Origin of the sequence: Paenarthrobacter sp. TYUT067 (assembly GCF_023656375.1) — a bacterium.
Classification (GTDB): Bacteria; Actinomycetota; Actinomycetes; order Actinomycetales; family Micrococcaceae; genus Arthrobacter.
In genome coordinates, this window is record NZ_JAMOIT010000019.1 from 69,583 (window position 1) to 92,742 (window position 23,160).

General features: G+C 62.0%; 20 protein-coding genes. 14 read left to right on the forward strand and 6 right to left on the reverse strand.

Annotated features, from left to right (window positions below):
- Positions 1-52 precede the first annotated feature (52 nt).
- From mihF to MOD31_RS16955, 6 genes are all read left to right on the forward strand, one after another.
- Positions 53-379, forward strand: a complete 327-nt coding sequence (gene mihF / locus MOD31_RS16930; protein WP_142939088.1) for an integration host factor, actinobacterial type — start codon at positions 53-55, stop codon at positions 377-379.
- Positions 380-400: 21 nt separating this feature from the next.
- Entirely contained in the window at positions 401-973 is a 573-nt protein-coding gene (gmk, locus tag MOD31_RS16935; RefSeq protein ID WP_250821178.1) for a guanylate kinase, read from the forward strand.
- 39 nt (positions 974-1,012) lie between these two features.
- The gene (rpoZ, locus tag MOD31_RS16940) at positions 1,013-1,273 is read left to right on the forward strand and encodes a DNA-directed RNA polymerase subunit omega (RefSeq protein ID WP_017197559.1); all 261 of its coding nucleotides are present in this window, start codon (positions 1,013-1,015) and stop codon (positions 1,271-1,273) included.
- A gap of 27 nt (positions 1,274-1,300) precedes the next feature.
- Entirely contained in the window at positions 1,301-2,551 is a 1,251-nt protein-coding gene (gene coaBC / locus MOD31_RS16945) for a bifunctional phosphopantothenoylcysteine decarboxylase/phosphopantothenate--cysteine ligase CoaBC (protein ID WP_250821179.1), read from the forward strand.
- A gap of 76 nt (positions 2,552-2,627) precedes the next feature.
- A complete protein-coding gene (gene metK / locus MOD31_RS16950) occupies positions 2,628-3,857 on the forward strand; it encodes a methionine adenosyltransferase (RefSeq protein ID WP_142939090.1) in 1,230 nt (409 codons plus the stop codon).
- Between the two features lie 161 nt (positions 3,858-4,018).
- On the forward strand, positions 4,019-6,130 hold the full coding sequence (locus tag MOD31_RS16955) for a primosomal protein N' (RefSeq protein ID WP_250821180.1): 2,112 nt from the start codon (positions 4,019-4,021) through the stop codon (positions 6,128-6,130).
- Here the strand turns inward: MOD31_RS16955 and MOD31_RS16960 are convergent.
- Genes MOD31_RS16960 through MOD31_RS16975 form a run of 4 tightly spaced genes read right to left on the reverse strand, consistent with a single transcriptional unit; the run spans position 6,097 to position 10,042 of the window.
- Entirely contained in the window at positions 6,097-7,197 is a 1,101-nt protein-coding gene (locus tag MOD31_RS16960; RefSeq protein WP_250821181.1) for a glycosyltransferase family 1 protein, read from the reverse strand. The two genes, MOD31_RS16955 and MOD31_RS16960, sit on opposite strands and share 34 nt — an antisense overlap.
- On the reverse strand, positions 7,194-8,138 hold the full coding sequence (locus MOD31_RS16965) for an alpha/beta fold hydrolase (protein ID WP_250821182.1): 945 nt from the start codon (positions 8,136-8,138) through the stop codon (positions 7,194-7,196). Before MOD31_RS16965 ends, MOD31_RS16960 begins: the two co-directional genes overlap by 4 nt.
- Before the next feature lie 10 nt (positions 8,139-8,148).
- The gene (locus tag MOD31_RS16970) at positions 8,149-9,045 is read right to left on the reverse strand and encodes an aldo/keto reductase (protein ID WP_165450193.1); all 897 of its coding nucleotides are present in this window, start codon (positions 9,043-9,045) and stop codon (positions 8,149-8,151) included.
- A 34-nt stretch (positions 9,046-9,079) separates the two neighbouring features.
- Positions 9,080-10,042, reverse strand: a complete 963-nt coding sequence (locus MOD31_RS16975; RefSeq protein ID WP_166840647.1) for a sugar-binding transcriptional regulator — start codon at positions 10,040-10,042, stop codon at positions 9,080-9,082.
- Positions 10,043-10,164: 122 nt separating this feature from the next.
- Between MOD31_RS16975 and MOD31_RS16980 the strand changes: the two genes are divergently transcribed.
- From MOD31_RS16980 to holA, 8 genes are all read left to right on the forward strand, one after another.
- Entirely contained in the window at positions 10,165-11,946 is a 1,782-nt protein-coding gene (locus tag MOD31_RS16980; protein WP_142939096.1) for a glycerol-3-phosphate dehydrogenase/oxidase, read from the forward strand.
- Between the two features lie 171 nt (positions 11,947-12,117).
- The gene (locus MOD31_RS16985; protein WP_142939097.1) at positions 12,118-12,870 is read left to right on the forward strand and encodes an MIP/aquaporin family protein; all 753 of its coding nucleotides are present in this window, start codon (positions 12,118-12,120) and stop codon (positions 12,868-12,870) included.
- Between the two features lie 80 nt (positions 12,871-12,950).
- On the forward strand, positions 12,951-14,465 hold the full coding sequence (glpK, locus tag MOD31_RS16990; protein WP_223940379.1) for a glycerol kinase GlpK: 1,515 nt from the start codon (positions 12,951-12,953) through the stop codon (positions 14,463-14,465).
- Positions 14,466-14,766: 301 nt separating this feature from the next.
- The gene (gene leuS, locus MOD31_RS16995) at positions 14,767-17,292 is read left to right on the forward strand and encodes a leucine--tRNA ligase (protein ID WP_250821183.1); all 2,526 of its coding nucleotides are present in this window, start codon (positions 14,767-14,769) and stop codon (positions 17,290-17,292) included.
- Between the two features lie 59 nt (positions 17,293-17,351).
- Positions 17,352-18,335, forward strand: coding sequence for a DegV family protein (locus MOD31_RS17000; protein WP_374206995.1), 984 nt, complete (start codon positions 17,352-17,354; stop codon positions 18,333-18,335).
- A gap of 73 nt (positions 18,336-18,408) precedes the next feature.
- Positions 18,409-19,227 carry a helix-hairpin-helix domain-containing protein gene (locus MOD31_RS17005; RefSeq protein ID WP_250821185.1) on the forward strand — a complete coding sequence of 273 codons (819 nt, stop codon included), beginning with the start codon at positions 18,409-18,411 and terminating at the stop codon, positions 19,225-19,227.
- Between the two features lie 64 nt (positions 19,228-19,291).
- Positions 19,292-20,965, forward strand: coding sequence for a ComEC/Rec2 family competence protein (locus MOD31_RS17010; RefSeq protein ID WP_223940376.1), 1,674 nt, complete (start codon positions 19,292-19,294; stop codon positions 20,963-20,965).
- Positions 20,884-21,900, forward strand: coding sequence for a DNA polymerase III subunit delta (gene holA / locus MOD31_RS17015; protein ID WP_223940375.1), 1,017 nt, complete (start codon positions 20,884-20,886; stop codon positions 21,898-21,900). Before MOD31_RS17010 ends, holA begins: the two co-directional genes overlap by 82 nt.
- Positions 21,901-22,041: 141 nt before the next feature.
- Here the strand turns inward: holA and rpsT are convergent, their stop codons facing one another.
- Both rpsT and MOD31_RS17025 read right to left on the reverse strand, forming a co-directional pair.
- Positions 22,042-22,302, reverse strand: a complete 261-nt coding sequence (rpsT, locus tag MOD31_RS17020) for a 30S ribosomal protein S20 (RefSeq protein WP_011774926.1) — start codon at positions 22,300-22,302, stop codon at positions 22,042-22,044.
- 178 nt (positions 22,303-22,480) lie between these two features.
- A complete protein-coding gene (locus MOD31_RS17025) occupies positions 22,481-23,023 on the reverse strand; it encodes a type II toxin-antitoxin system PemK/MazF family toxin (RefSeq protein ID WP_250821186.1) in 543 nt (180 codons plus the stop codon).
- Between the last annotated feature and the right edge of the window lie 137 nt (positions 23,024-23,160).

Below are 23,160 nucleotides of genomic sequence, written 5' to 3' on the forward strand. Positions count from 1 at the left end.
GGATCAGTCCGCGTGATCTGGATCACATGTGCGATCTGACAGGGGTTTGGCAGTGGGCCTTAAAGAGCTGACACCGCAGGAGCGTTCAGATGCGCTTGAGAAAGCTGCCAAGGCGCGGTCAGTGCGTGCCGCCGCCAAGGAGAGACTCAAGCGGGGCGAAGTCAGCATTGCTGAGTTGATTTCCTCCGGAGCCACCGACGACGCGATTGCGCGCATGCGGGTAGTGGAGTTGTTGGAGGCCCTGCCGGGTATCGGGCCCGTCAGGGCTGCCGGGATTATGGCGGAGATTGGCATTGCAGGATCGCGGCGCATCAGAGGCCTGGGAATTCATCAGGCCCGGGCGCTGGTAGATTTTATGGATACCCAGCAAAGCGTTTGACGCATCTCCCCGAAGGAATCCGTGAGCAAGAAACCCGGACTGACTGTCCTTGCAGGCCCCACTGCCGTTGGCAAGGGAACCGTATCCACCTACATCAGGGACAACTATCCAGAGGTTTGGCTCTCAGTCTCGGCAACCACCAGGGCTGCGCGTCCGGGTGAAAAGGACGGGGTCCACTATTTTTTCAAGTCTGCTGAGGAGTTCGACTCCCTGGTGGCAGAGGGTGAACTCCTGGAGTGGGCTGTGGTGCATGGCCAGAACCGCTACGGGACCCTTCGAAGCACAGTTGATGCCGCTATTGCAGACGGTAAGTCTGTACTTCTGGAGATCGACCTCCAGGGCGCGCGACAGGTAAAAACTGCCGTCCCGGACGCGAATTTCGTGTTCCTGGCGCCGCCCAGCTGGGACGAAATGGTTCGCCGCCTGGTGGGCCGCGGCACCGAAACTCCCGAGGAACAGCAGCGCAGGCTGGAAACCGCTAAACTGGAACTTGCTGCTGAACCGGAGTTTGACCACACCGTCATCAATGACGACGTTCGCCGGGCAGCGGACGAGCTTGTTTCACTCATGGGGCTTACCCCGCACCAGCGCTAAGCGCTTGCATTTGTTGGCCCGCTAAAATTTGGAGAATTCGTGTCCACGAACCTTGAAGGCATCATCAACCCGCCGATCGATTCGCTGCTTGAGGCTGCTGATTCCAAGTACGGCCTGGTCATCTTCGGCGCCAAGCGCGCCCGCCAGATCAATGCCTACTACGCTCAGCTGCACGAGGGCCTGTTCGAGTACGTCGGCCCGCTGGTTGACACCAAGCTGAACGAGAAGTCGTTGTCCATCGCTCTGCGCGAGATCAACGAAGGCTTGCTGGTTTCCACTCCGATCGAGCCCGCAGAATAATAAAGACTGCCTGTTGACGGAGGTCACGTGCGCATAGTCCTCGGAGTCGGGGGAGGGATCGCAGCCTATAAGGTTGCATCGCTCCTCCGGCTTTTTACTGAATCCGGTCACAAGGTGACGGTCATCCCTACGGAAGCCGCTACCCGATTCGTCGGAGTGGCCACGTGGGAAGCCCTCTCCGGTAACCCTGTGAGCAACAGCGTCTTTGACGACGTCGAGAAGGTCAATCATGTCCGTCTAGGGCATGAGGCAGACCTGATAGTAGTTGCTCCTGCTACCGCTGACCTTTTGGCTAAAGCAGCAACCGGACAAGCGGGCGACCTCCTTACCAACACCCTCCTCATGGCCCACGGGCCAGTTCTGTTTGCGCCCGCCATGCACACGGAAATGTGGCAGCACGCCGCAACCCAAACCAACGTGGAGACCTTGCGCAGCCGTGGTGTCACCGTGCTCGAGCCTGCCTCCGGTCGCCTGACGGGTGCCGATTCGGGTCCCGGACGCCTGCCCGAGCCCGAGGCAATTTTTGCTGCGGCCATGGCTCTGACTGAAGCTGCAATAGAGGCGCCGGCTGTTCCCGCCGCGGAGCAGACACTGGCAGAGCGGATCGTGACGATCTCTGCCGGTGGCACGCGTGAAGCTCTGGACCCGGTCCGGTTCCTCGGAAACCGCTCGTCCGGCAAGCAGGGTGTGGCACTGGCTGCTGCAGCCTTGGCTGCCGGAGCAACTGTGAGATTTATCGCGGCTCACATGGACGTTGAGCCGCCTGCCGGCGTCGAACTCGTCCGCGTTGAATCCGCCTTGGAACTGCGTGAGGCAGCGCTGAAAGCGGCGGCGGATTCCGACGTCGTGATTATGGCAGCCGCCGTGGCGGACTTCCGTCCGGCAGAGGTCTCGGATACGAAAATCAAGAAGGTGGACGGCGAGGACGCGCCCGTTGTGCGGTTAATCCGGAACCCGGACATCCTGCACGAGCTGGTGGAGCGTCGTAATGCCGATGGCGGCCAACAGTTGATTGTAGGGTTCGCAGCCGAAACCGGTGACGCCCAAGGCGACGTCCTGGAGCATGCAACAGCCAAGCTCAAGCGCAAGGGCTGTGACCTCCTGGTGGTGAACCAGGTGGGCATTGGCCGGGTGTTCGGACAGGATGAGAATTCCGTCGTTATCTTGTCCGGTCACGGTGCGGACCCTGAGTCAGCCGCCGGCTCGAAGGCCGACGTCGCCGCTGCCGTCATTGATCGGGTAGGGGCTGAACTCACCCGGGTCTTCCCGGCCATGTAACTGAGCCCACACCCCAATTCTTAGCAAAGGGACACACGGCAAATACCGCCGTCCCGCAACCCAGTAAGGTGGTCGAGTGACTTTACCGCTGCACCATGAACACCATGGCACCCCGTCCAAGCTCAGGCTCTTCACGTCCGAATCGGTCACCGAAGGGCACCCGGACAAGATCTGCGACCAAATCAGCGACTCCATCCTGGACGCCCTGTTGGCTGCCGATCCTGAATCCCGTGTGGCCGTTGAAACCATGGCCACTACAGGTTTGGTGCACGTGGCTGGTGAGGTCACCACCGACGCTTACGTAGAAATTCCGCAGATTGTCCGCGAAACCATCCTGGGCATCGGCTACGACTCGTCCGCCAACGGTTTCGACGGCGCCCGTTGTGGTGTGTCCGTGTCCATCGGCCAGCAGTCAAACGACATCGCCGGTGGCGTGTTCAACTCACTTGAGGCCCGCGAAGGCCGCCAGGAGGATGACTATGACCTCCAGGGTGCCGGCGATCAGGGCATCATGTTTGGCTATGCCAGCGACGAGACGGCGTCCTACATGCCAACTCCCATCTGGCTGGCGCACCGTTTGTCAGAACGCCTCACCGAAGTCCGCAAGAACGGCGAGCTGGCCTACCTGCGTCCGGACGGCAAGACACAGGTCACGGTAGGTTACGACGGCGACCGGCCGGTTTCCGTGGAAACGGTGGTCATCTCCAGCCAGCACGCTGAAGACGCCAGCCTCGAGCAGCTGCGCGCGGACTTGGCCAGCTATGTGATCGACCCCGTCATGTCGGCGTCCAACCTGGATATCGCACACGCTGCGAACATTCTGAACCCCGCGGGCGCGTTCGTCATTGGTGGTCCGGTAGGCGATGCCGGGCTCACAGGCCGAAAGATCATCGTGGACACTTACGGTGGTTTCGCACGCCACGGCGGTGGCGCATTCTCCGGCAAGGATCCGTCCAAGGTGGACCGCTCGGCAGCTTACGCCATGCGGTGGGTTGCCAAGAATGTTGTGGCCGCCGGACTGGCCAAGCGTGCTGAGATCCAAATTGCCTACGCAATCGGCCAGGCACGCCCTGTTGGAACCTACGTTGAGACGTTCGGCACGGAAACCGTTGATCCGGCTCGCATCAGTGAAGCAATCGATGAGCTGTTCGACCTCCGTCCGCGGGCCATCATCGACGCCCTGGATCTCAAACGGCCCATCTATGCCAAGACGGCGGCCCACGGTCACTTTGGTCGAGACGACCCGGATTTCACGTGGGAACGGCTGGACCGGGTGGCGGACCTGAAGGAATACTTCAACGCCTGAGGTGTTGTTCCTGCAAGCCGTCCTGATTGCTGATGTTGTTTTGTCGGTGCTTCGTGGTTGGCTGAAGCCAGAGAGATGCCCGCAGCGGGTCAATCCCGCTGTGGGCATTCCCGGTTAAGAATGCGTGGTGCATTTTCTGCGCTCAGAGTTGGAGGTGAAGTATGGCAGGACACGAGGCCCAGCCATCATTGCTTCAACCATCGCTGCTGCAGGGTTTCCCGGACCGGGGTCCTGTCAACGGACCTCCGTTGGCAGCTGTGAATCCCGTTGCGCGCGTCGTCCTGGAGTCTTCCGTGCCGCACCTGGACAGGCCTTTTGACTACAGTGTTCCCGCGGAGCTCTCCGAAACTGCGGTCCCCGGTGTTCGGGTGAAAGTGAAGTTCAACGGCCAGGAGCTCAATGGTTACATCGTCGAGCGCCGTGCGGACTCGGATGCAGCCCACCCGCTGACGGCCCTGCATAAAGTTGTGTCCCCGGTTGCTGTCCTGACCCCGGCTATCAACGAGTTGGGCGGCAGGGTCGCTGCCCGGTACGCCGGTACGCTCAGCGATGTTCTCCGGACGGCTGTCCCTCCCCGTGTGGCCAAGGTGGAGAAGGAATTCTTGGCCGGGGACCTCGACGCCGACGCAGCGGACCTGAAACCGTTCACGGAGGCCCGCGCGTGGGCGGCGTACTCCAACGGAGCGCCGTACCTGCAGCACCTTGCCAGTGGTGGTTCACCCAAAGCTGTCCTCACAGCTCTCCAAGGATTCGGCCCCGATGGTTGGCCGGCCATGATTGCTACGGCCGTTGCCACAGTTCGTCAATCGGGACGCGGCGCGGTTGTGGTGGTGCCGGATTATAGGGACCTTGAGCAGTTGGAGGCGGCGCTTGCCAACGTCCTGCCGTCTTCCGACGTCGCCCGGCTGACGGCGGACGACGGGCAAACTCCCCGCTATAGGAACTTTCTGCGGCTACTGAGCGGGACAGCGGGAGTGGCCATTGGTACCCGTTCGGCGGCCTATGCTCCTGTTCGCGATCTGGGTCTGGTGGTGTGTTGGGACGACGGCGACGACCTCCACATCGAGCAACGGGCACCATATGCGCACACCAGGGAAGTCCTGCTGTTGCGTGCCGAGCAGGAGAACGCCGCATGCCTCATGGCCTCCCACAACCGAAGCACCGAGCTCCAGCGCCTTGTTGAGATGCAGTGGGCGGTGCCCCTTGAAGCGCCGCGACGTACTGTCCGCGCCACAGCACCCAGAGTTCTCAATACCGCTGACAGTTTTGAACAAGAACGTGATCCTCTGGCACGTATTGCGCGCTTGCCGGGCGCAGCGTGGCGGGCGGCCAAGGAGGGCCTGGAGCGGGGTCCTGTCCTGGTCCAAGTGGCCCGCGCCGGATACGCCCCGTCGTTGGTATGCGAGACGTGCCGGGAACTTGCCCGCTGCAATGCCTGTCAGGGGCCGCTGGCCGTATCAAGCAGCTCGGCCATGCCGGCATGCCGGTGGTGCTCCACGCCGGCCCCGCAATGGCGGTGCACGCACTGTAGTGGAACACGACTACGCCGGGGAGCAGCTGGCGTGATGCGGACGGCAGAGGAACTGGGACGGGCTTTTCCCGGTAAAGCGGTGGTGACCTCTTCAGGCGAGCACGTCAAGGCAAGTGTGCCGGATACTCCAGCTCTGGTGGTCGCAACGGTGGGCGCTGAGCCTGTTGCGCCCAACGGTTACGCCGCCGCCCTGTTGCTGGACGGCAACTCGTTACTTCGGCGGGAGAACCTGCGGGCGGGAGAGGATACGGTTCGCCGATGGTTCAACGCCGCCTCCCTGGTGAAGCCGGCCACTCAAGGTGGACTCGTAGTCATCACCGCTGACGACACCGCGGCGACGGGGGCACTGTTGCGGTGGGACGCCTCCGGCTTTGCCTCACGTGAACTGGCGCTTCGGAAGGAACTTCAGCTGCCGCCTGCAGTCAGGGTAGCTTCCGTGACCGGGGCACGGGCCGACGTCGCGCATTTCAGCGACGCTTTGGAGTCCAACGCCGGGCTGGCCTCCGTAGCAAAACTCCGGAAAGCCGGGCCTGCGCCCGTAGTGTTCTCCGGCAGCGGTCAACTGTCCGGCGGGCAATCATCAGGCGCTGAGGCTGATGCCGACGTCAGGACGCTCTACTTCATTCCCTACGGAGATGCTGCGGAAACCACGCGTGCCATGCGGGCTGTGAAGGCAGCCAGCGCCGCCAAGCGGACCTCAGGACCCGTTCAGTTGCGCCTGGACGGGGTGGACGTCCTCTGACGCAGGGCTACCACTTCCTCGGCTGCAGCAAGGAGCTGCCGCGCCGATTCGTCCCAGTTGAACTCTGCCGCACGCTCTGCGGACCTGCGGGAGCGTTCCTGCCAGAGAGATTCCTCGCCCAGCGCAGTTACAGCCGCCGCGAACTCCACGGGTGACTCCGGGTCTACGTAGCTGACGGCATCACCGCCGACCTCACGGAAGATCGGTATATCGCTTGCGATCACAGGGGTTCCCAGGGCCATGGCCTCCACCAACGGCAGGCCGTAGCCCTCGGCGCGTGAGAGGCTGATCAGCGCTGTGGCCCTGAGCAGGAGTTCGTCGTACTCTCCATCAGTGACACCGTTGTGGAATACCACCTTGGCTCCTTCGGGAACCATCGCCTCCAATTCTGCCTTGCGCTGCGGAGTGATCCTGCTCAGCAGGTGAAGGGTGTACTGGTGCAGGCCGGACATGCCCCGGATCATGGTTTCCACGTTCTTGTACGGCATGAAAGAACCCATGTAGAGCAGGGACTTGTCCGCGCCGGCTTCAGGCGCGCGAGGCTTTTGACCGGGTTGGGGTGCGTTGCCCACAATCCGCACGGGCCGCTTTGTCAGCCTGTACTTGGCCATGAGCGCCTCGGTGGTGCGGCTGATGGTAGCTACGATGTCCGCGCGGTTGAGTAGGAGCCGCTGCGGCCAAAAGGCCTTGTGGTAGAACCTCCACAACAGGCGCACCGGGGCAGGCAGGAAGCCCGGGGGAGTCGGGTGCTCGTAGTAAATGAGGTCGTGGAGGGTCAATACCAGCCCGTACCGGCGGCCCAAGGTGCCCATGGTCTGCATGGGACACACCACCACGTCAGCGCCCAGGGGGTTGACCTTGCGCGCGACGAACAACTCCAAAGGAGACAAGGGGCTGTTGACCATCACATACGGAACGTCGGGCAGCAGGGCCAGTTGGCGTTTGTCGCTGATCAGCATGGTGACGTCGGCGATTTTGGACGTTGCGGCTATGAGGCTGGAACCGTAGCGGCTGATGCCATCGTGGTGGTCCGTTCGGGTAAAGCGGGCATCGATGACAATTTTCACGCGGGATGTTCCTCCAGAAAGGTGCGGATTGCTTCTGCCGCCGGAACCGGCGTCTCATAGTGGATTAAATGCCCGACGCCGGGAATCACTTCCAGCTTTGCCTCGGGTAGGCGTCTCATGAGTTTGTACTGGTTGGGAAGGGTGGCTATTTCATCCTTCTCGCCGGCGACCAGCAGCACGGGAAGAGTTAGCTGTTCGGCGACCTCGGCCACGTTGCCTGAGACGGAAGCCTTGAACGATTCGAGCAGGCTTTTTCTGTCTGCGAAGGCACTGAAGTAGGCGTCGTGCTGGGCATGGATGAAACGGCGCAGGTTCTTGTCGTTGGTTTTGGCCATGGTGATGCTCATGATGCGAACGATCAGCCGATTCCTCAGCACCGCCAGTCCCAGAGGGCGGGGAAGTTTGGCGGAGGCCTGGTAGTAGAGCACCGCAAGCTTTGTCATGAGGCCCTTGGGACCCTCCAATGCCGGCGCAGCGATTGGGTTGATCAGGATCAGCGGGTAGACGGCTCCCGGATTCGCCGCGGCAAAATGGCTGGCGACGATTGATCCGAAGGAGTGCCCAAGCAGGACAGTTTTGTGATCCAAGCCGAGCGCCGCCATGAAACCGGAGATGAACTTTCCGTAGCGTTCAACGCTGTGTTCGTCCTCAACGAAAGGTTCTGAGCTGCCGAAGGCAGGCAAGTCCGGCATGATGATGCGCATTTCCGGAAGTTGATCAGCGACGCGCAACAGCCCGTGGTGGTCTCCCCGGAAGCCATGGATGACCAGAATGGTGCGTGTCATCGGAGAGACAGTGACCGGCTCGTACGTCCAGTACGCTACGTTGCTGCCGTCCACCTCAACGTCCGAGGCACGCGTCCGCCCCGCCAGGGATTTGCTGAAGAATTCACTGGGGGCCTGTGCACCCTGGGGGGAGTGCGCGGTGTCCACATTGTCCATTGCTTGGTTCCTAGTTCACGTTGTCCGGGTGGGACCCGGTCCGATGGTGCCGTTCGAGCGCGGCTATGCCGTCCATGTCCGCGGCGTCCAGTTCAAAATCAAAGACAGCATAGTTTTCCTTGATCCGTCCTGCCGAGCTTGCCTTGGGGATGACCAGGTTCCCCAGTTGCAGATGCCAACGCAAAATGACCTGTGCCGGAGTTCTTCCGTACTTATCGGCGAGCGACACAATGGCAGGGTCAGCCAGGACCTGCCCGCGGCCGAGGGGGCTCCAAGCCTCGGTGGCGATTCCCAACTGATCATGCAAGGTCCGCAGTCTGGTTTGCTGCAGCCAAGGGTGCAGCTCGATCTGGTTGACCGCGGGGACAACTTCTGCCTTCTGCATGAGTTCTTCAAGGTGTCCGGGCTGGAAATTGGAAACACCGATCGCCCGCACTTTGCCCTCCCGGTACAGGGTCTCCAATGCTTTGTAGGTCTCTGCAAACAGTCCCCGCCCGGCACAGGGCCAGTGGATGAGATAGAGGTCCACAAAGTCCAGCCCGAGGTTGGAGATGGAGGTATCGAACGCCCGGAGCGTGGCATCGTAGCCGTGGTCATCGTTCCATACCTTGGTGGTGACGAAGACGTCTTCGCGCGCAAGTGCGTGCACGGATTCGCCGGAGCCTCCGGTACCTCTGTTCGCTTCAGCGGCGTCTCCGATCGCACCGCCAAGCGCCCGGCCCACCCCCACTTCGTTGCCGTACATCGCTGCTGTATCGAATCTCCGGTAGCCCTCGCCCAAGGCTGTGGCAACCAATGCCTCGGCGTCTGTGGCGGGAACTTTGTAGAGTCCGTATCCCATGCGGTCCATCTGTACGCCGTTGTTGAGTGCCAACTTGTTCGATGTCAGCTTGGTGGGGGATCTCATAGCAACGACTCTACCCATTCCTTGCACGATTGCTTCAGGAATGGTTGTTGAAACTCACCAGGCGTCGGGCTGAGGCTTCGTCCAGAATAAGGTCAGTTGCCAGTCCTGCTGCCAGGGCTCCCTGGAGTCCGTTGATCTTGGAGGCCCCGGAGACCACGCAAATCCGGCGCCTGACTTGGCGCAACTGTTCATGGCTTGGACCGGTTGACCTCGCATTCAAGGTGATGCCGTCCGATGACCCATCGCTCCGGAAGAAGACGGTCGCCACGTCGCCAACGACGTCGTCTGCGGCCAGCATGGTGAGATCGTATTCATCGAGGTAACCACCGGCGTACACGTGGCTGGGGTAGTCCGAATCAACGGATCCGACGCCGAAAATGGCGATGCTCATGCGGGCCTGCAAGTCCAGGATGCGTTGAACGCTGCGCTCATTCCACATGGCGGTCTTGGTGGAGGCATGATCAAAAAAGGCCGGAACAGGGAACTGCTCCACGCGCGCACCGTACGCGCTGCCGAAGCGTCTCATGATGTCGCTGGCATAGGTAATGCCGGTGGTTTGCATGTTTCCGGCGCCGTTGAGTTGAACCACGATGCTGTCATGGGTGACCTTGCGGGTTAGGTGCCGGCTGACCGCGCTCAGTGTTGCGCCCCAGGCGACGCCGATGATGGCATTTGAGTCCACAAGGGGTCCGATTGTTCGTGCAGCCTGCATGGCTACGCGGTCCAGGGTCTCTGCTTCGTTGAGAGTATCCAGCACCGGAACCACGTGGACGTCCACTCCGTATTGGTTCCGGATCTGGCTTTCCAGCTCCGGGCCGGTATCAAAAGGGCTTCGAATCTGGACCTGAACCAAGCCGGTTTCCCGCGCCGAGGACAACAGTCTGGACACTGTGGATCGGGACGTCCGGAGCTCGCGGGCAATAGCATCCATGGTCAGGTCCTGCAGGTAATACATCTGTGCAGCCCGGAGTGCATCCGAGTGACGTGATCGTGCCATCTCATTTCCTTCCTGCACGTTTGTGCAAATAGCTTGACTCCATTTTCCACCTTCGCCAGATTAGTGGTGAACGGTGCAGCAGCGAGTGGCGCGGCGCACGAACCAAGCCCAAGGGAGCAGTTTTGGGACACAACAAGATTTCCGGTACCTCACAGCACACACAGCGCGACTCCGTCGTTGCACTGCAGGAGCGGCCCTCGGCCAAGGTACTCATCATCGGCGGTGGCATCAATGGTGTCGGAACGTTCCGCGATCTTGCCCTTCAAGGCGTCGACGTGGCGCTTGTTGAACGCGGGGATTACTGCCAAGGTGCCAGCGGCGCTTCTTCGCACATGATCCACGGCGGCATCCGCTACCTGGAAAACGGCGAGTTCCGCCTGGTCCAGGAATCAGTGGTTGAGCGCAACCGCCTCCTGCGGATTGCGCCGCACTACGTGAAGCCACTGCAGACCACCATCCCCATCTTCAGCACGTTCTCAGGCATCTTGTCCGCACCCATGCGCTTCCTCACCCACAAACAGGGCAAGCCCAAGGAGCGCGGCGCGTTCCTCATCAAGGTTGGCCTGAGCATGTACGACTTCTTCTCCCGCGACGGCGGAAGCGTACCCCGCCACCAGTTCCGCGGCCGCACCAGGGCCTTGGCCGAGCTTCCCAAGCTTCACTCCGGTATCAAGTACGCGGCTACCTACTTTGATGCCTCGGTTCACAACCCGGAACGCCTCACCCTTGATGTCCTGCAGGACGGAGAAAAGGCAGGCCGCGGCGGGGGCCTGCCGGGAGGAAGCGCCCGCGCCAGCAACTACGTCTCGCTCGTGTCCATGGGCTCGGACGGAGCCCGGCTTCGTGATGAACTGACCGGCAAGGAATTCGACTTCCAGGCTGACGTCATCGTCAACACCACAGGTGCCTGGGTAGACCTCACCAACCAATCCATGGGGGCCGTCAGCAAGTTCATGGGAGGCACCAAGGGATCCCACATCGTCCTGGACCACCCGGAACTGCTCGCAGCATGCAACGGCCGGGAAATCTTCTTCGAGCACACCGACGGCCGCATCGTCCTCATCTACCCCATGGGAGACCGCGTCCTGGTAGGTACCACGGACGTGGACGCTGATATGTCCGAAGACGCAGTGTGCACCGAAGAAGAAATCGACTACTTCTTCGACCTCGTCGGGCACGTGTTCCCCACCATCAAGGTGGAACGCGAACAGATCGTCTACAGCTTCGCTGGCGTCCGCCCGTTGCCTCGCCACGACGAAACCCAGCCGGGATTCGTCTCACGCGACTACCGCATCGAACGCAGCGTCCGCACCGGCCGCGACGCCGTCACAACGCCGGGCGGTAAGGCCGCCGTCGTCCTCAGCTTGGTGGGCGGCAAGTGGACCACCTTCCGCGCCCTGGCCGAACACATGACCAACGACGTCCTCCGCGAACTGGGCATGGAACGGAAAGTCTCGACGGCGAAGCTCGCCATCGGCGGCGGCGCCGGCTTCCCGGCCACTGAACAAGGCGAACAGGAATGGATCAAAAAGCACATGGGTCCTGGCCTGGACGCCGACCGCGTAGCTGTCCTGCTGACCCGCTACGGAACCCGGGCAGATGCAGTTATCGAGTACCTGAACGCGGGACAGGACACGCTGCTGCGTGCCACGCGCGAGCTCAGTGTCCGGGAGCTGACTTACATGGCAGAACACGAGCAAATCGGGCACCTGGTGGATGTCCTCATCCGCAGGACCTCGCTGGCATTCCGTGGGCTGGTTACCGGCGAGCTACTCAACGAGATCGCTGCAGCATTGGCCGAGCCGCTCGGTTGGGACGCAGCCACCCGTGAAGCGGAAATCCGCCACGCCCAGGAAGTACTGCAGCGGTTCCACAAGGTTGACGTGCACAGTCTCGTAGCCTGAGCACAAGCAGCGGAAAACAGCTTGACCGTCCCAGCGTGCGGTAGGGACGGAATGGGGTAGGTGGTCCCGCCAGGGGACCACCACACCGGGACGGTTCCGGAGACAACGGAACCGTCCCAACAGCCTCTTCACCCGCGAGGAGGCTGACAACAGAAAAATGAGGAGTCAAAGATGTCTCTTGGAATTGTTTTCCTTTCCGAAGTATTCGGAACCATGATGCTGACCCTGCTGGGTTGTGGCGTCGTGGCAAACGTTGCGCTCAAAGGCACCAAGGGCAACAACGGTGGATTCTTGATGGTGACGTGGGGCTGGGGTATTGCGGTCTTCGCGGGCGTTTTCGTGGCTGCAAAGTCCGGTGCGCACCTTAACCCGGCTGTCACCCTGGGCCTGCTGGTCAATCAAAAAGCAGAGTACGCCCCCGGTGTGCCCGTGGATTTCGCGTCCACCCTGACGTACTTCGGTGCTGAACTACTGGGCGCTTTCCTGGGCGCAGTTGTCTGCTGGCTCGCTTACAAGCAGCACTTCGATGAAGAACCCCTCGCTGCGAACAAGCTGGGCACCTTCTCCACCGGTCCGGCCATCCGTTCCACCCCGTGGAACCTCATCACAGAAATCATCGGCACGTTCGTCCTGGTCTTCGTCATCCTGACCTTCGGCGGCACACCCTCCGGCCTCGGCCCGCTTGCCGTTGCACTGCTTGTTGTCGGTATCGGCGTTTCCCTCGGTGGTCCCACCGGCTACGCCATTAACCCTGCACGTGACCTCGGCCCCCGCATCGCCCACGCCCTCCTCCCCATCAAGGGCAAGGGCAGCAGCGACTGGGCCTACTCCTGGATCCCGGTGGTCGGACCGCTGGTTGGTGGCGCCCTCGCAGGGCTCGTGGCCTTGTGGGTTCCCGACATCATGCCTGCACTCGCCGGCTAATACTGCAAACACTCGCAACACCCATCCGCACGTCGTAAATCACCACCTGAGCACCAACAACAAAAGACAAGGACGTCACCATGAATCAATACGTCATCGCCATCGACCAAGGCACCACCAGCTCCCGCGCCATCGTCTTCGACCACGCGGGCAACATCGTCTCCACCGGCCAGATGGAGCACGAGCAGATCTTCCCCCAGGCCGGCTGGGTGGAGCACAACCCCGCCGAGATCTGGAACAACACCCGCGAAGTAATTGCTGCCGCCCTGTCCAAGGCGAACCTGACCCGGCACGACATCGCCGCCGTCGGCATCACCAACCAGCGCGAAACCGCTGTCGTCTGGGACAAGAACACCGGCGAGGCCGTCTACAACGCCATCGTCTGGCAGGACACCCGCACGCAGCCCATCGTCGACGAACTGGCACAGGACGGGGGAGTGGAACGCTTCAAACAGAAGGTCGGGCTGCCCTTGGCCACCTACTTCTCCGGTACCAAGATCAAGTGGATCCTGGACAACGTGGACGGTGCCCGGGAGCGCGCCGAGGCCGGCGACCTTCTCTTCGGCAACACCGATGCCTGGGTTCTGTGGAACCTGACCGGCGGCGTCGACGGCGGTGTACACGTCACCGATGTCACCAACGCCTCCCGCACCCTGTTCATGGATCTCGAGACCCTGCAATGGGACCAGGAAATCCTGGACATCTTCGGTGTACCGGCGTCCATGATGCCCGCCATCAAGTCCTCCTCCGAGGTCTACGGCCACGTCCACACCTCGCAACTGCTCCGGGAAACGCCTGTAGCAGGCATCCTCGGTGACCAGCAGGCGGCAACTTTTGGCCAGGCCGCGTTCCAGCCCGGCGAAGCCAAAAACACCTACGGCACCGGCTGTTTCCTGATCTTCAACACCGGCGAGGAAATCGTTCACTCCAAGAACGGCCTCCTCACCACCCTCGGATACAAGCTGGGCGACGCCAAGCCGCACTACGCGCTTGAAGGCTCCATCGCCGTCACCGGGTCCCTGATCCAGTGGCTCCGCGACAACCTCGGCATGATCAGCTCCGCCCCTGAGGTGGAGGAACTCGCTGCCGGGGTAAAGGACAACGGCGGCGTTTACATCGTCCCGGCCTTCTCAGGCCTGTTCGCACCCTACTGGCGGGCAGACGCACGCGGCGCCATCGTGGGCCTCACGCGTTTCGCCAACAAGGGCCACATCGCCCGTGCGGCACTGGAGGCCACCGCCTTCCAGACCCGCGAGGTCCTCGACGCCGTCAACGCAGACTCGGGAGTTCCGCTCACCGAGCTGAAGGTCGACGGCGGCATGGTCGCCAACGAGGCACTCATGCAGTTCCAGGCAGACATCCTGGGCGTGCCGGTGGTCCGTCCGAAGGTTGTTGAAACAACGGCCCTCGGTGCTGCGTACGCGGCCGGCCTGGCCGTCGGATTCTGGAAAGACCTGGGCGAGCTCAGCGCCAACTGGAACGAAGACAAGCGCTGGGAGCCGCAGCTGCCGGCAGAAGAGCAGGAGCGTCAGCTGCGGCTCTGGAAGAAGGCCGTGACAAAGTCCATGGACTGGGTCGACGAGGACGTTAAGTAGTCTGACCTGACGTTGACGGCAGCCGCGCCTGCCCCGCCCGCTTCGCGGTGCCCACCACACCCGGGCGAGGCGCGGCTGCCGTCAACTCAACCATCAGCTCTGTAAGCCGCTCGATGCGAACTGGGAGTTTAATCGTGCGCTATTGTAGATCTATGCGTGCGATCCTTCTGCTTAGCTAGCCGCCCGGCAATACATAGCCGTGCGGCCGCCCCTCCATTGTTGAGGGGCTTTTGTGTGTCCGGGACATTCCGGTGCCAGAGCAGGAGTCAGAACCGCCATCGAAGAACAGAAGAGGGCAGCAGTGAGCGTTCAGCCGGAGACAACCGGAACAGCACCAACAGCCGCAGCCGAAGCGCCCGAAGAGGGCGTCTACAGCTTCGCTGCGATGGAAGCCAAATGGCCGCAGGTATGGGAGGACCTCAAAGTCTTCACGCCTGCCGACGACGGTTCGCGGGAACGCCGCTACGTGTTGGACATGTTCCCCTACCCCTCCGGCGACCTCCACATGGGCCACGCCGAAGCGTTCGCAATGGGTGACGTCGTTGCGCGTTACCTGCGCCAGAAGGGCTTCGACGTTCTGCACCCCATCGGATGGGACTCGTTCGGTCTGCCCGCGGAGAACGCTGCGATCAAACGAAACGCCCACCCCAGCGAGTGGACGTACGCCAATATCGACACCCAGGCGGCCTCGTTCAAGCGCTACGCCATCTCTGCCGACTGGTCCCGCCGCATCCACACATCGGACCCCGAGTACTACCGGTGGACGCAGTGGCTGTTCAAGCGCTTCTACGAGCGTGGCCTGGCCTACCGCAAGGACTCGCCCGTCAACTGGTGCCCCAAGGACCTCACCGTCCTGGCTAACGAGCAAGTAGTCAATGGGGCTTGTGAGCGCTGCGGAACTGCTGTCACCAAAAAGTCCCTGAACCAGTGGTACTTCAAGATCACCGACTACGCCGACCGTCTGCTCGAGGACATGGACCAGCTCCAAGGCCACTGGCCCGAGCGCGTTCTGGCCATGCAGCGCAACTGGATCGGCCGCTCCGAGGGCGCCCACGTGCGCTTCGTCATCGAAGCCACGCAAGACCGTGCCGAGCGCGAAGTCACCGTGTTCACCACGCGGCCGGACACCCTCTACGGTGCAACGTTCTTCGTGGTTGCAGCAGATGCACACTTGGCGCTGGACCTGGTAACCCCGGAACAACATGATGAACTCATGGCCTACCGCGAAAAGGTCAAGGCGCTCTCGGAAATCGAGCGCCAGTCCACCGAGCGCGAGAAGACCGGCGTCTTCACCGGCCGCTACGCCATCAACCCCCTCAACGGCGAAAAGCTGCCGGTGTGGGCCGCTGACTACGTCCTGGCGGACTACGGCACTGGTGCCATCATGGCCGTGCCGGCGCACGACCAGCGTGACCTCGACTTTGCCAGGACTTTCGGACTTCCCGTCCGCGCTGTCCTGGACACCGGCGCCGAAGATCCGGCGGAGACGGGCGTTGCCACTGCTGGCGAAGGCACGCTCAAGAACTCCGGCGAACTGGACGGGCTCACCAAGTCTGAAGGCATCCCCGCAGCGATTGAGATCCTTGAGAAGCTTGGAACCGGCGAGAAGTTCGTCAACTTCCGGCTGCGTGACTGGCTGCTGAGCCGTCAACGCTTCTGGGGTACTCCCATCCCCATCATCCACTGCGGTGAATGTGGCGAAGTCCCTGTGCCCGATGACCAGCTCCCAGTCAGGTTGCCGGACAATTTGCGCGGTGAGGCGTTGTCGCCCAAGGGAACTTCGCCGCTGGCCGCCGCCGTCGAGTGGGTCAACGTTGAATGCCCCAACTGCGGACGAGCTGCGCAGCGGGACACCGACACCATGGACACGTTTGTGGACTCGTCCTGGTACTTCCTGCGGTTCGTGTCACCCGACTACACCGAGGGCCCGTTTGATCCCGAAAAGATCAACAACTGGATGCCGGTAGGACAGTATGTGGGCGGTGTGGAGCACGCCATCCTGCACCTGCTCTACGCGCGCTTCTTCACCAAGGTCATCAAAGACATTGGCCTGATTGAAGCCAACGAACCGTTCTCAGCACTGCTCAACCAGGGGCAGGTACTCAACGGTGGCAAGGCCATGAGCAAATCCCTCGGCAACGGTGTGGATTTGGGCGAGCAGTTGGACAAGTTCGGCGTGGACGCCGTCCGTCTCACCATGGTCTTTGCCTCCCCGCCGGAGGACGACGTCGACTGGGCCGACGTTTCGCCGTCGGGTTCGGCCAAGTTCCTCGCCCGTGCCTGGCGCCTTGGCCAGGACGTCAGCAGCGAACCCGGTGTCGATCCTGCCACCGGTGACCGGGCCCTGCGCACGGTCACGCACAAAACCATCGCCGACGCCGCCGAACTGTTGGACAACAACAAGTTCAATGTGGTGGTTGCCCGCCTGATGGAGTTGGTCAACGCAACCCGTAAAACCATCGACTCGGGTGCAGGTGCCGCTGACCCGGCCGTTCGTGAAGCGGTGGAAGCCGTTGCAGTGATCCTGAGCCTCTTCGCGCCCTACACCGCTGAAGACCTGTGGAACACCCTCGGTCACCCGGCTTCAGTAGCAAATGCAGGCTGGCCGAAGCACGACGACGCACTGCTGGTGCAGGACACCGTCACAGCTGTGGTCCAGGTCCAGGGTAAGGTTCGTGACCGCTTGGACGTTTCGCCGGACATCACCGAGGGCGAACTGCGTGAGCTCGCCCTGGCCTCGGACAACGTCCAGCGCGCCTTGGACGGCCGCGGTATCCGCACCGTCATCGTGCGGGCACCTAAACTGGTGAACATCGTTCCTGCCTAGCAGGGATAGTGCGGCCGCCGGCAGACTGCCGGCGGCCGGCCATCATCTTTGGAGGTCGCGTGCCTGAGCGAGAACCACCCGCATGGATTTGGCTCAAGGAAAGAGTGGCGCGTCTTCGCCAGCCCACGGCGCCGGTTACTGTGGCGGACGTGCCGTTGGCCGCCGTCGTCAAAACCGCAATCGTTACTGATTCCGCGGCTGCCCTGCCGCCGGACTGGGTGTCCGCCTTCACGGCCGATGGGCGCCTCGCCGTTGTTCCCATGCCAGTGATGGTAGGGACCGAAATCTACGGTGAGGGCGAAGACGACATCACCCAAACCCTGTCGCTGGCTCTCGCGTCAGGCGCCTCGGTGAAAACGTCACGGCCATCGCCCGGGCAGTTTGAGCAGGCGTACCTCGCTGCGCAACGCCGGGGTTTCGAATCCGTGGTGTCCATCCATATTTCTTCCGAACTCTCCGGAACCGCCGATGCCGCAAGGCTGGCCGCTGCGAGGGTCACCATTCCGGTCGAAATAGTGGATTCGCGCACGGTGGGAATGGCCCAGGGAATGGGCGTGCAGAGTGCCGTCGTAGCGGCAGCCGATGGTCAGGGGGCGGCCGAAGTCCGCGGTTTCGCGGAAAAGCGCATGGAGCGCACGAAGGTCTATTTTTACGTGCCCAGCCTCGAGCAACTGAGGCGGGGTGGCCGGATCGGTGCGGCAGCATCCCTGTTCGGTACCGTCCTGGCTATAAAGCCCATACTGGCGGTGGACGACGGAAGGATCGTCCCGCTGGAAAAGGTCCGTTCCGCTGTGCGCGCCATAGCTCGCCTTGAGGAGATTGTTGCCGCCGACGTGGCCTCCAGGCCGGTCGGCCAGCAAAGGTTGGCGGTTCACCATTTTGGTAATCAACTGGAAGCCGAAGCTTTGGCGGCCCGCTTGAACGAGAAATGCCCGGAGTGCCCGGCGCCCCAAATCAGCGCTCTCCCGGCCGTGTTGGCAGCACATGCAGGACTGGGCGTGCTCGCGGTCATCGTTGGGGAGAGCAGCACGCCAACGGACTGATCCTTGAGCTCTCTTATCCACATAAGGCACCTCACCCCCATCGTTCCCGCAGTACGAGCCATAGGCTCGAAAGATGCCACGCCGGAACCGGGATGCCTCCCCAGATGCCGCCATGCAGGCAGCCCGTCAGCGTTACGCATCACGCTTGGGTACGGATACCCAAACCCTTCCGCTGCTGCAGTTGCCCCAGGACTCCGGGCAGGCCTTTGATGATTCAAACCCTGAAAGCCGCGTGCATCACGCACGCACCCGGTGGCGGACCCCGTGGCCGGTTGCTGTCCTCCTGGCCATCGTAGGAGTTGGCTTTATCGCCTGGCACTTATGGCAGTCTGCTGTGGGACAGTCCAGTTCCGAACCCCTGAGTCCCACGTTTTCTTCCGGACCTGCTGTGCCGGAGTCATCGGAGTCACCGCAAGCGGCTGCCTCCGGGAGCGTGGTCGTACACGTGGCCGGTGCGGTACATAAGCCCGGAATCGTGTCATTGCCGCAAGGCAGCAGGGTCTTTCAGGCAATAGAAGCCGCCGGGGGTGCTGTACTCAACGCGGAACTCAATGGTCTCAACCTTGCTGAGGAGCTAAGTGACGGCGTCAAAGTTCATGTGCCGCTGATCGGCGAGATGCAATCCGCACCTTCTCCACTTGCCGGCGGTTCCCTCAGCCCCGGTGGAACGGCCGCCCCTTCGGCAAAGGGGGCCAAGGTCAACATCAACACTGCATCGTTGGAGGAACTGGGCACCCTACCCAGAGTGGGGCCCGTGACTGCGCAAGGAATCATTGACTGGCGGAAAGAGCATGGCCCCTTCGCTTCTGTAGATGAACTTGACGCCGTTGACGGCATTGGACCCAAACTCATGGAGTCCCTCAAAGAACTTGTGACGGTGCAGGGTGGCTGAGTCAGCGGGGGTGGCCGGGGTCGCCCGGACTCGAGGCGGCTCTGGTTCATCAAAGCGCGCGGATTTGAGACTGGTCCCTGCCGTGCTGGTCACCTGGTCCATCGCTTGCGCAGGATCCCTCATCGCTGCAGCATGGTCCGCAGCACTGGCGGGAGTCTTGGCGCTGGTGGTGGTATTGCTGCTGCTCAGGACATGGCGGCACCGGCGGGCAGTGCCACGGGCAAGAACAATTTCTGCAACCCTGGCCGTGGCATCCGTCCTGGGTGCAGCCGTGGCTGTTAGTTGTGCTGTCACCGCCAACACGCAAGAAGGTGGGCCGTTGGCTAAAGCTGTGGCGGAAGGAAACGGTGTCCTCCTTGAAGTTCGAATCACCGGAGTTCCTGCGGAGGTGTCTGCGCCGGGCCATTCAGGTGGAAACCGGTGGTCGGTGGCCGCGGGTTTGGTCAAGGTCACGTCCAAGGGTTCTGTGACACAAGGCTCTGCGGACGTGATGGTGGTCGGCGGAAGTGGCTGGCAAGACGTACAGCCCGGGCAGATCGTCAGAACCTCAGGAACATTGAAGGCTGTGCGGGAGGGACAAGAGCAGGCGGCCCTCTTGTCCGCATCATCCGCACCCGTTGTCATCGCTTCTGGCTTTGATGTCCGCCAGTCCGCCGCCGAGGCAAGAAGACAATTCGTCGCGGCCTCTGCATGGTTGCCTTCGGACCCGGCCGGTCTGATGCCCGGAATGGTCACCGGGGATACCAGTGCGCTCCCGGAGAGTCTAGAGGCAGATATGAAGACAACAGGAATGACGCACCTCACTGCCGTCAGCGGGGCGAATTGCAGTTTGCTGCTGGGTGGCTTCATCCTGTTGGCTAGATGCCTCAGGGTAAGCCGTCCGGTAGCCGGCGCTATTGCTGTGTGCGGACTGATGGCTTTTGTTGTCCTGGTAGGTCCGGAGCCGAGCGTTCTACGAGCTTCCGTCATGGGGAGCGTAGGCCTGGCAGCCATGGTGGGGGGCTTGAGGGGGCGATCCCTGACCTTCCTTTGCGTGGCCACCATCACCCTGCTGCTGCTGGATCCGAGCATGGCGTTAAACGTCGGGTTCCTGCTCTCTGTTCTGGCAACTCTGGGTATCGTCTTGCTGGCCGCCCGAATTGCCTCGTGGATTCCTTCCGTGGTGCCGCGCTGGCTGGCCGCGGGTATTGCGGTACCGCTCTCCGCGCAAGTGCTGTGCGGTCCGGTCCTCGCGGCCCTCCAGCCGCAGTTCACACCCTATGCCCTGATCACCAACGTAGTGGCTGGTCCGTTGATAGCGCCGGTAACCATCTTTGGAACCATTGCCGTTCCAATTGCCACCCTTTTTCCGTGGTTGGCGGTGGTGCCCGTCGCTGTGGCTGGAGTCTGCGCGGGAGCGGTGGCCGGGATAGCGCGGTTCTTCGCCCATTTGCCCGGGGCGGCACTGCCGTGGGCCGAGGGCCCGGCCGGAGTCATTGCCATGGTGGCTCTTTCAGTTTTATCAGTAGCGGTGTTCTGGATGATGCTGCACCCGACAGGAGTCATGTATCACGTCAGGATGCTGCACCGCGCGGTGATGCTGACGCTGGAGCGCGGTGCCAGGGGTAAACATGGCAGACTTGAATCCTGCAATAAACCGTCCGGAAGGAACTACCAGTGGCTGCTGCCCAAAACACCCGGGCCAAGAGCGTCGCGGCAAACACCGTCAGCTGGCGGGATGCCGCGCCGGCTGCCGTAGTCCTGATCGTGGGCCCGGAAGAGTATCTGGGGATCCGCGCAATGGACGGCATCCGTAGCCACGTGCGAAGTGCTAACCCGGAGGTTGAGCTCAGTCGGCTGAACGCGGGCTCATACGAGTCCGGATCCTTGGCCATGACCGTGACGCCGTCCCTCTTCGGCGAGGGAAAGCTCATTGAGGTTGAGGGCCTTGAGGCAATGAACGACGCCTTTCTGGCCGACGGATTGGCCTACCTCCGGCATCCGGACCCGGACGTAGTCCTCGTCCTTCGCCACGCCGGGGGAGTCCGGGGCAAGAAGCTCCTCGACGCCGTGAAGTCCGCCGGCTGGCCCGTCATTGACTGTCAACCGCTTAAGAAGGACTCTGACAAGACCGCGTTTGTCGTCTCGGAGTTCAGGGCTGGCGGACGACGCATAGAGGGCGAAGCTGTCCAGGCATTGGTGAACGCGGTGGGTGCCAATCTGTCCGAGCTTGCTGCTGCCTGCAGCCAGCTCATTGCCGATGCCACCACTGCTGTCACGGCCGAAACCGTGGAACGCTACTACGGTGGCAGGGTGGAAGCCACGGCCTTCAAAGTTGCCGATGCCGCCATGGCCGGCAACGGGCCGGTGGCCTTATCCACCCTGCGGCACGCCCTGGCCACCGGTGTTGATCCGGTTCCCTTGGTAGCGGCTCTTGCTGCCAAACTGCGGACCTTGGCCAAAGTTGCCGGCGCCAATGGTTCGCCGGCCACCATTGCCAGGAATCTGGGAATGCAGCCGTGGCTTGTGGAGCAGGCGCAGCGGGATGTCAGGCGCTGGACCCCTGAAGGCTTGATCCGCTCCATCCAAGTCATTGCAGAAGCCGATGCCCAAGTGAAAGGCGAGTCACGGGACCCTGTCTACGCAGTTGAGCACGCGGTCACGGTAATTGCCACCTCGGCCAGTCGCCGCTGATGTCGGCCGCGGCCTGTGCGCGTCGGTGCTGACTGGTCTGCATAACTCAAAGGCCGGTTAAACCCAAAGGGCGGTTAAACCCAAAGGCCGGCACCCACTGGGCGCCGGCCTTTTGATCAGCTCAGTCGAACTGGAAAAACCTTAGAGTGCGTTGACCTTCTTGGAGATCGCCGACTTGCGGTTTGCAGCGTTGTTCTTGTGAATAACGCCCTTGCTGACAGCCTTGTCCAGCTTGCGGCTGGCAGCAACAAGTGCAGTTCCAGCAGCATCCTTGTCAGCAGACTCAACGGCGGTGTTGACGGCGCGGATGGCCGTCTTCAGCTCAGACTTGACGGCGTTGTTACGCAGGCGAGCCTTCTCGTTGGTGAGGATGCGCTTCTTCTGGGACTTGATATTAGCCACGTATGAACTCTCTTTTTAATGCGGAAATGGTCTAGAGGGTTTTCAGGTTGGCCATCGACTGAGCGGCGTGGGGATGCCTATGGCAGCCAACCATGTGTGGCCGTCGACCTGCACGGACACACAGCTATAAAGGATAGCAGAAAGTCGGGACTCGCGCCGACTCCTGGTCTCAGTGCAGCTAATGCCGCTCTTGAAGGGCGCGGACTACCTCGTGGAATTGAGCTCTTTCCAGGACGGCGCCTTCGCGCCGGATGGCCTCAGGATCCAGGCGAACGATGCGGCCCACGTTGATCTCACTTGGCCTGCCTTGCCGATCCCAGGAACCTGCACCGATATCAACGTAGTTTCCGGCCCTGTTGCCGTTGTCGTGGTCCTTGGAGGTCAGCATGAGCCCTAGAAGCCACTGCCCGTCCCGCCCAATGAGGAGTACGGGGCGGTCTTTTCCTTTAGTGTGGTCTTCTTCGTACGGGACCCAGCTCCACACGATCTCACCAGGATCCGGTTGGCCATCGGGCTTGGGGGAGTAGCTGACCCTGACCGAACCGCGAAAGTCGCCGGGGTAGGGACCCGGTTGACGCTCGACGGCGGTCCGCCGGCTTCGCTGGCTGGAGGGACCTTGACCGGTGGCGCCGGAGGGGGTGCCGGCTTTGGTGGTGCTGCCTCCCAGAGCCTTGAGTGATCGCAGCAGGAGTTTGCCCAAGGGGCGCAAGTCGAAAGCCATGTGACAACGCTACAACCGTCTACGGCTGAAGCCGGGCACGCAATGTACGGCGAAGCGCCGGTTCATGGGAGACTAGAGGATCAGATGCGCGGCGTGTTCCGGCTGGCCTTTGCCCAGTTGCAGGAATTGCCGTGCGA

Excerpts from the sequence above, each read along its gene's own strand:
- MOD31_RS16955 (WP_250821180.1), top strand. The coding sequence starts at position 4,019 with ATGGCAGGACACGAGGCCCAGCCATCATTGCTTCAACCATCGCTGCTG.
- MOD31_RS16965 (WP_250821182.1), bottom strand. The coding sequence starts at position 8,138 with ATGGACAATGTGGACACCGCGCACTCCCCCCAGGGTGCACAGGCCCCC.
- MOD31_RS16970 (WP_165450193.1), bottom strand. The coding sequence starts at position 9,045 with ATGAGATCCCCCACCAAGCTGACATCGAACAAGTTGGCACTCAACAAC.
- MOD31_RS16975 (WP_166840647.1), bottom strand. The coding sequence starts at position 10,042 with ATGGCACGATCACGTCACTCGGATGCACTCCGGGCTGCACAGATGTAT.
- MOD31_RS16985 (WP_142939097.1), top strand. The coding sequence starts at position 12,118 with ATGTCTCTTGGAATTGTTTTCCTTTCCGAAGTATTCGGAACCATGATG.
- glpK (WP_223940379.1), top strand. The coding sequence starts at position 12,951 with ATGAATCAATACGTCATCGCCATCGACCAAGGCACCACCAGCTCCCGC.
- MOD31_RS17005 (WP_250821185.1), top strand. The coding sequence starts at position 18,409 with ATGCCACGCCGGAACCGGGATGCCTCCCCAGATGCCGCCATGCAGGCA.
- MOD31_RS17025 (WP_250821186.1), bottom strand. The coding sequence starts at position 23,023 with ATGGCTTTCGACTTGCGCCCCTTGGGCAAACTCCTGCTGCGATCACTC.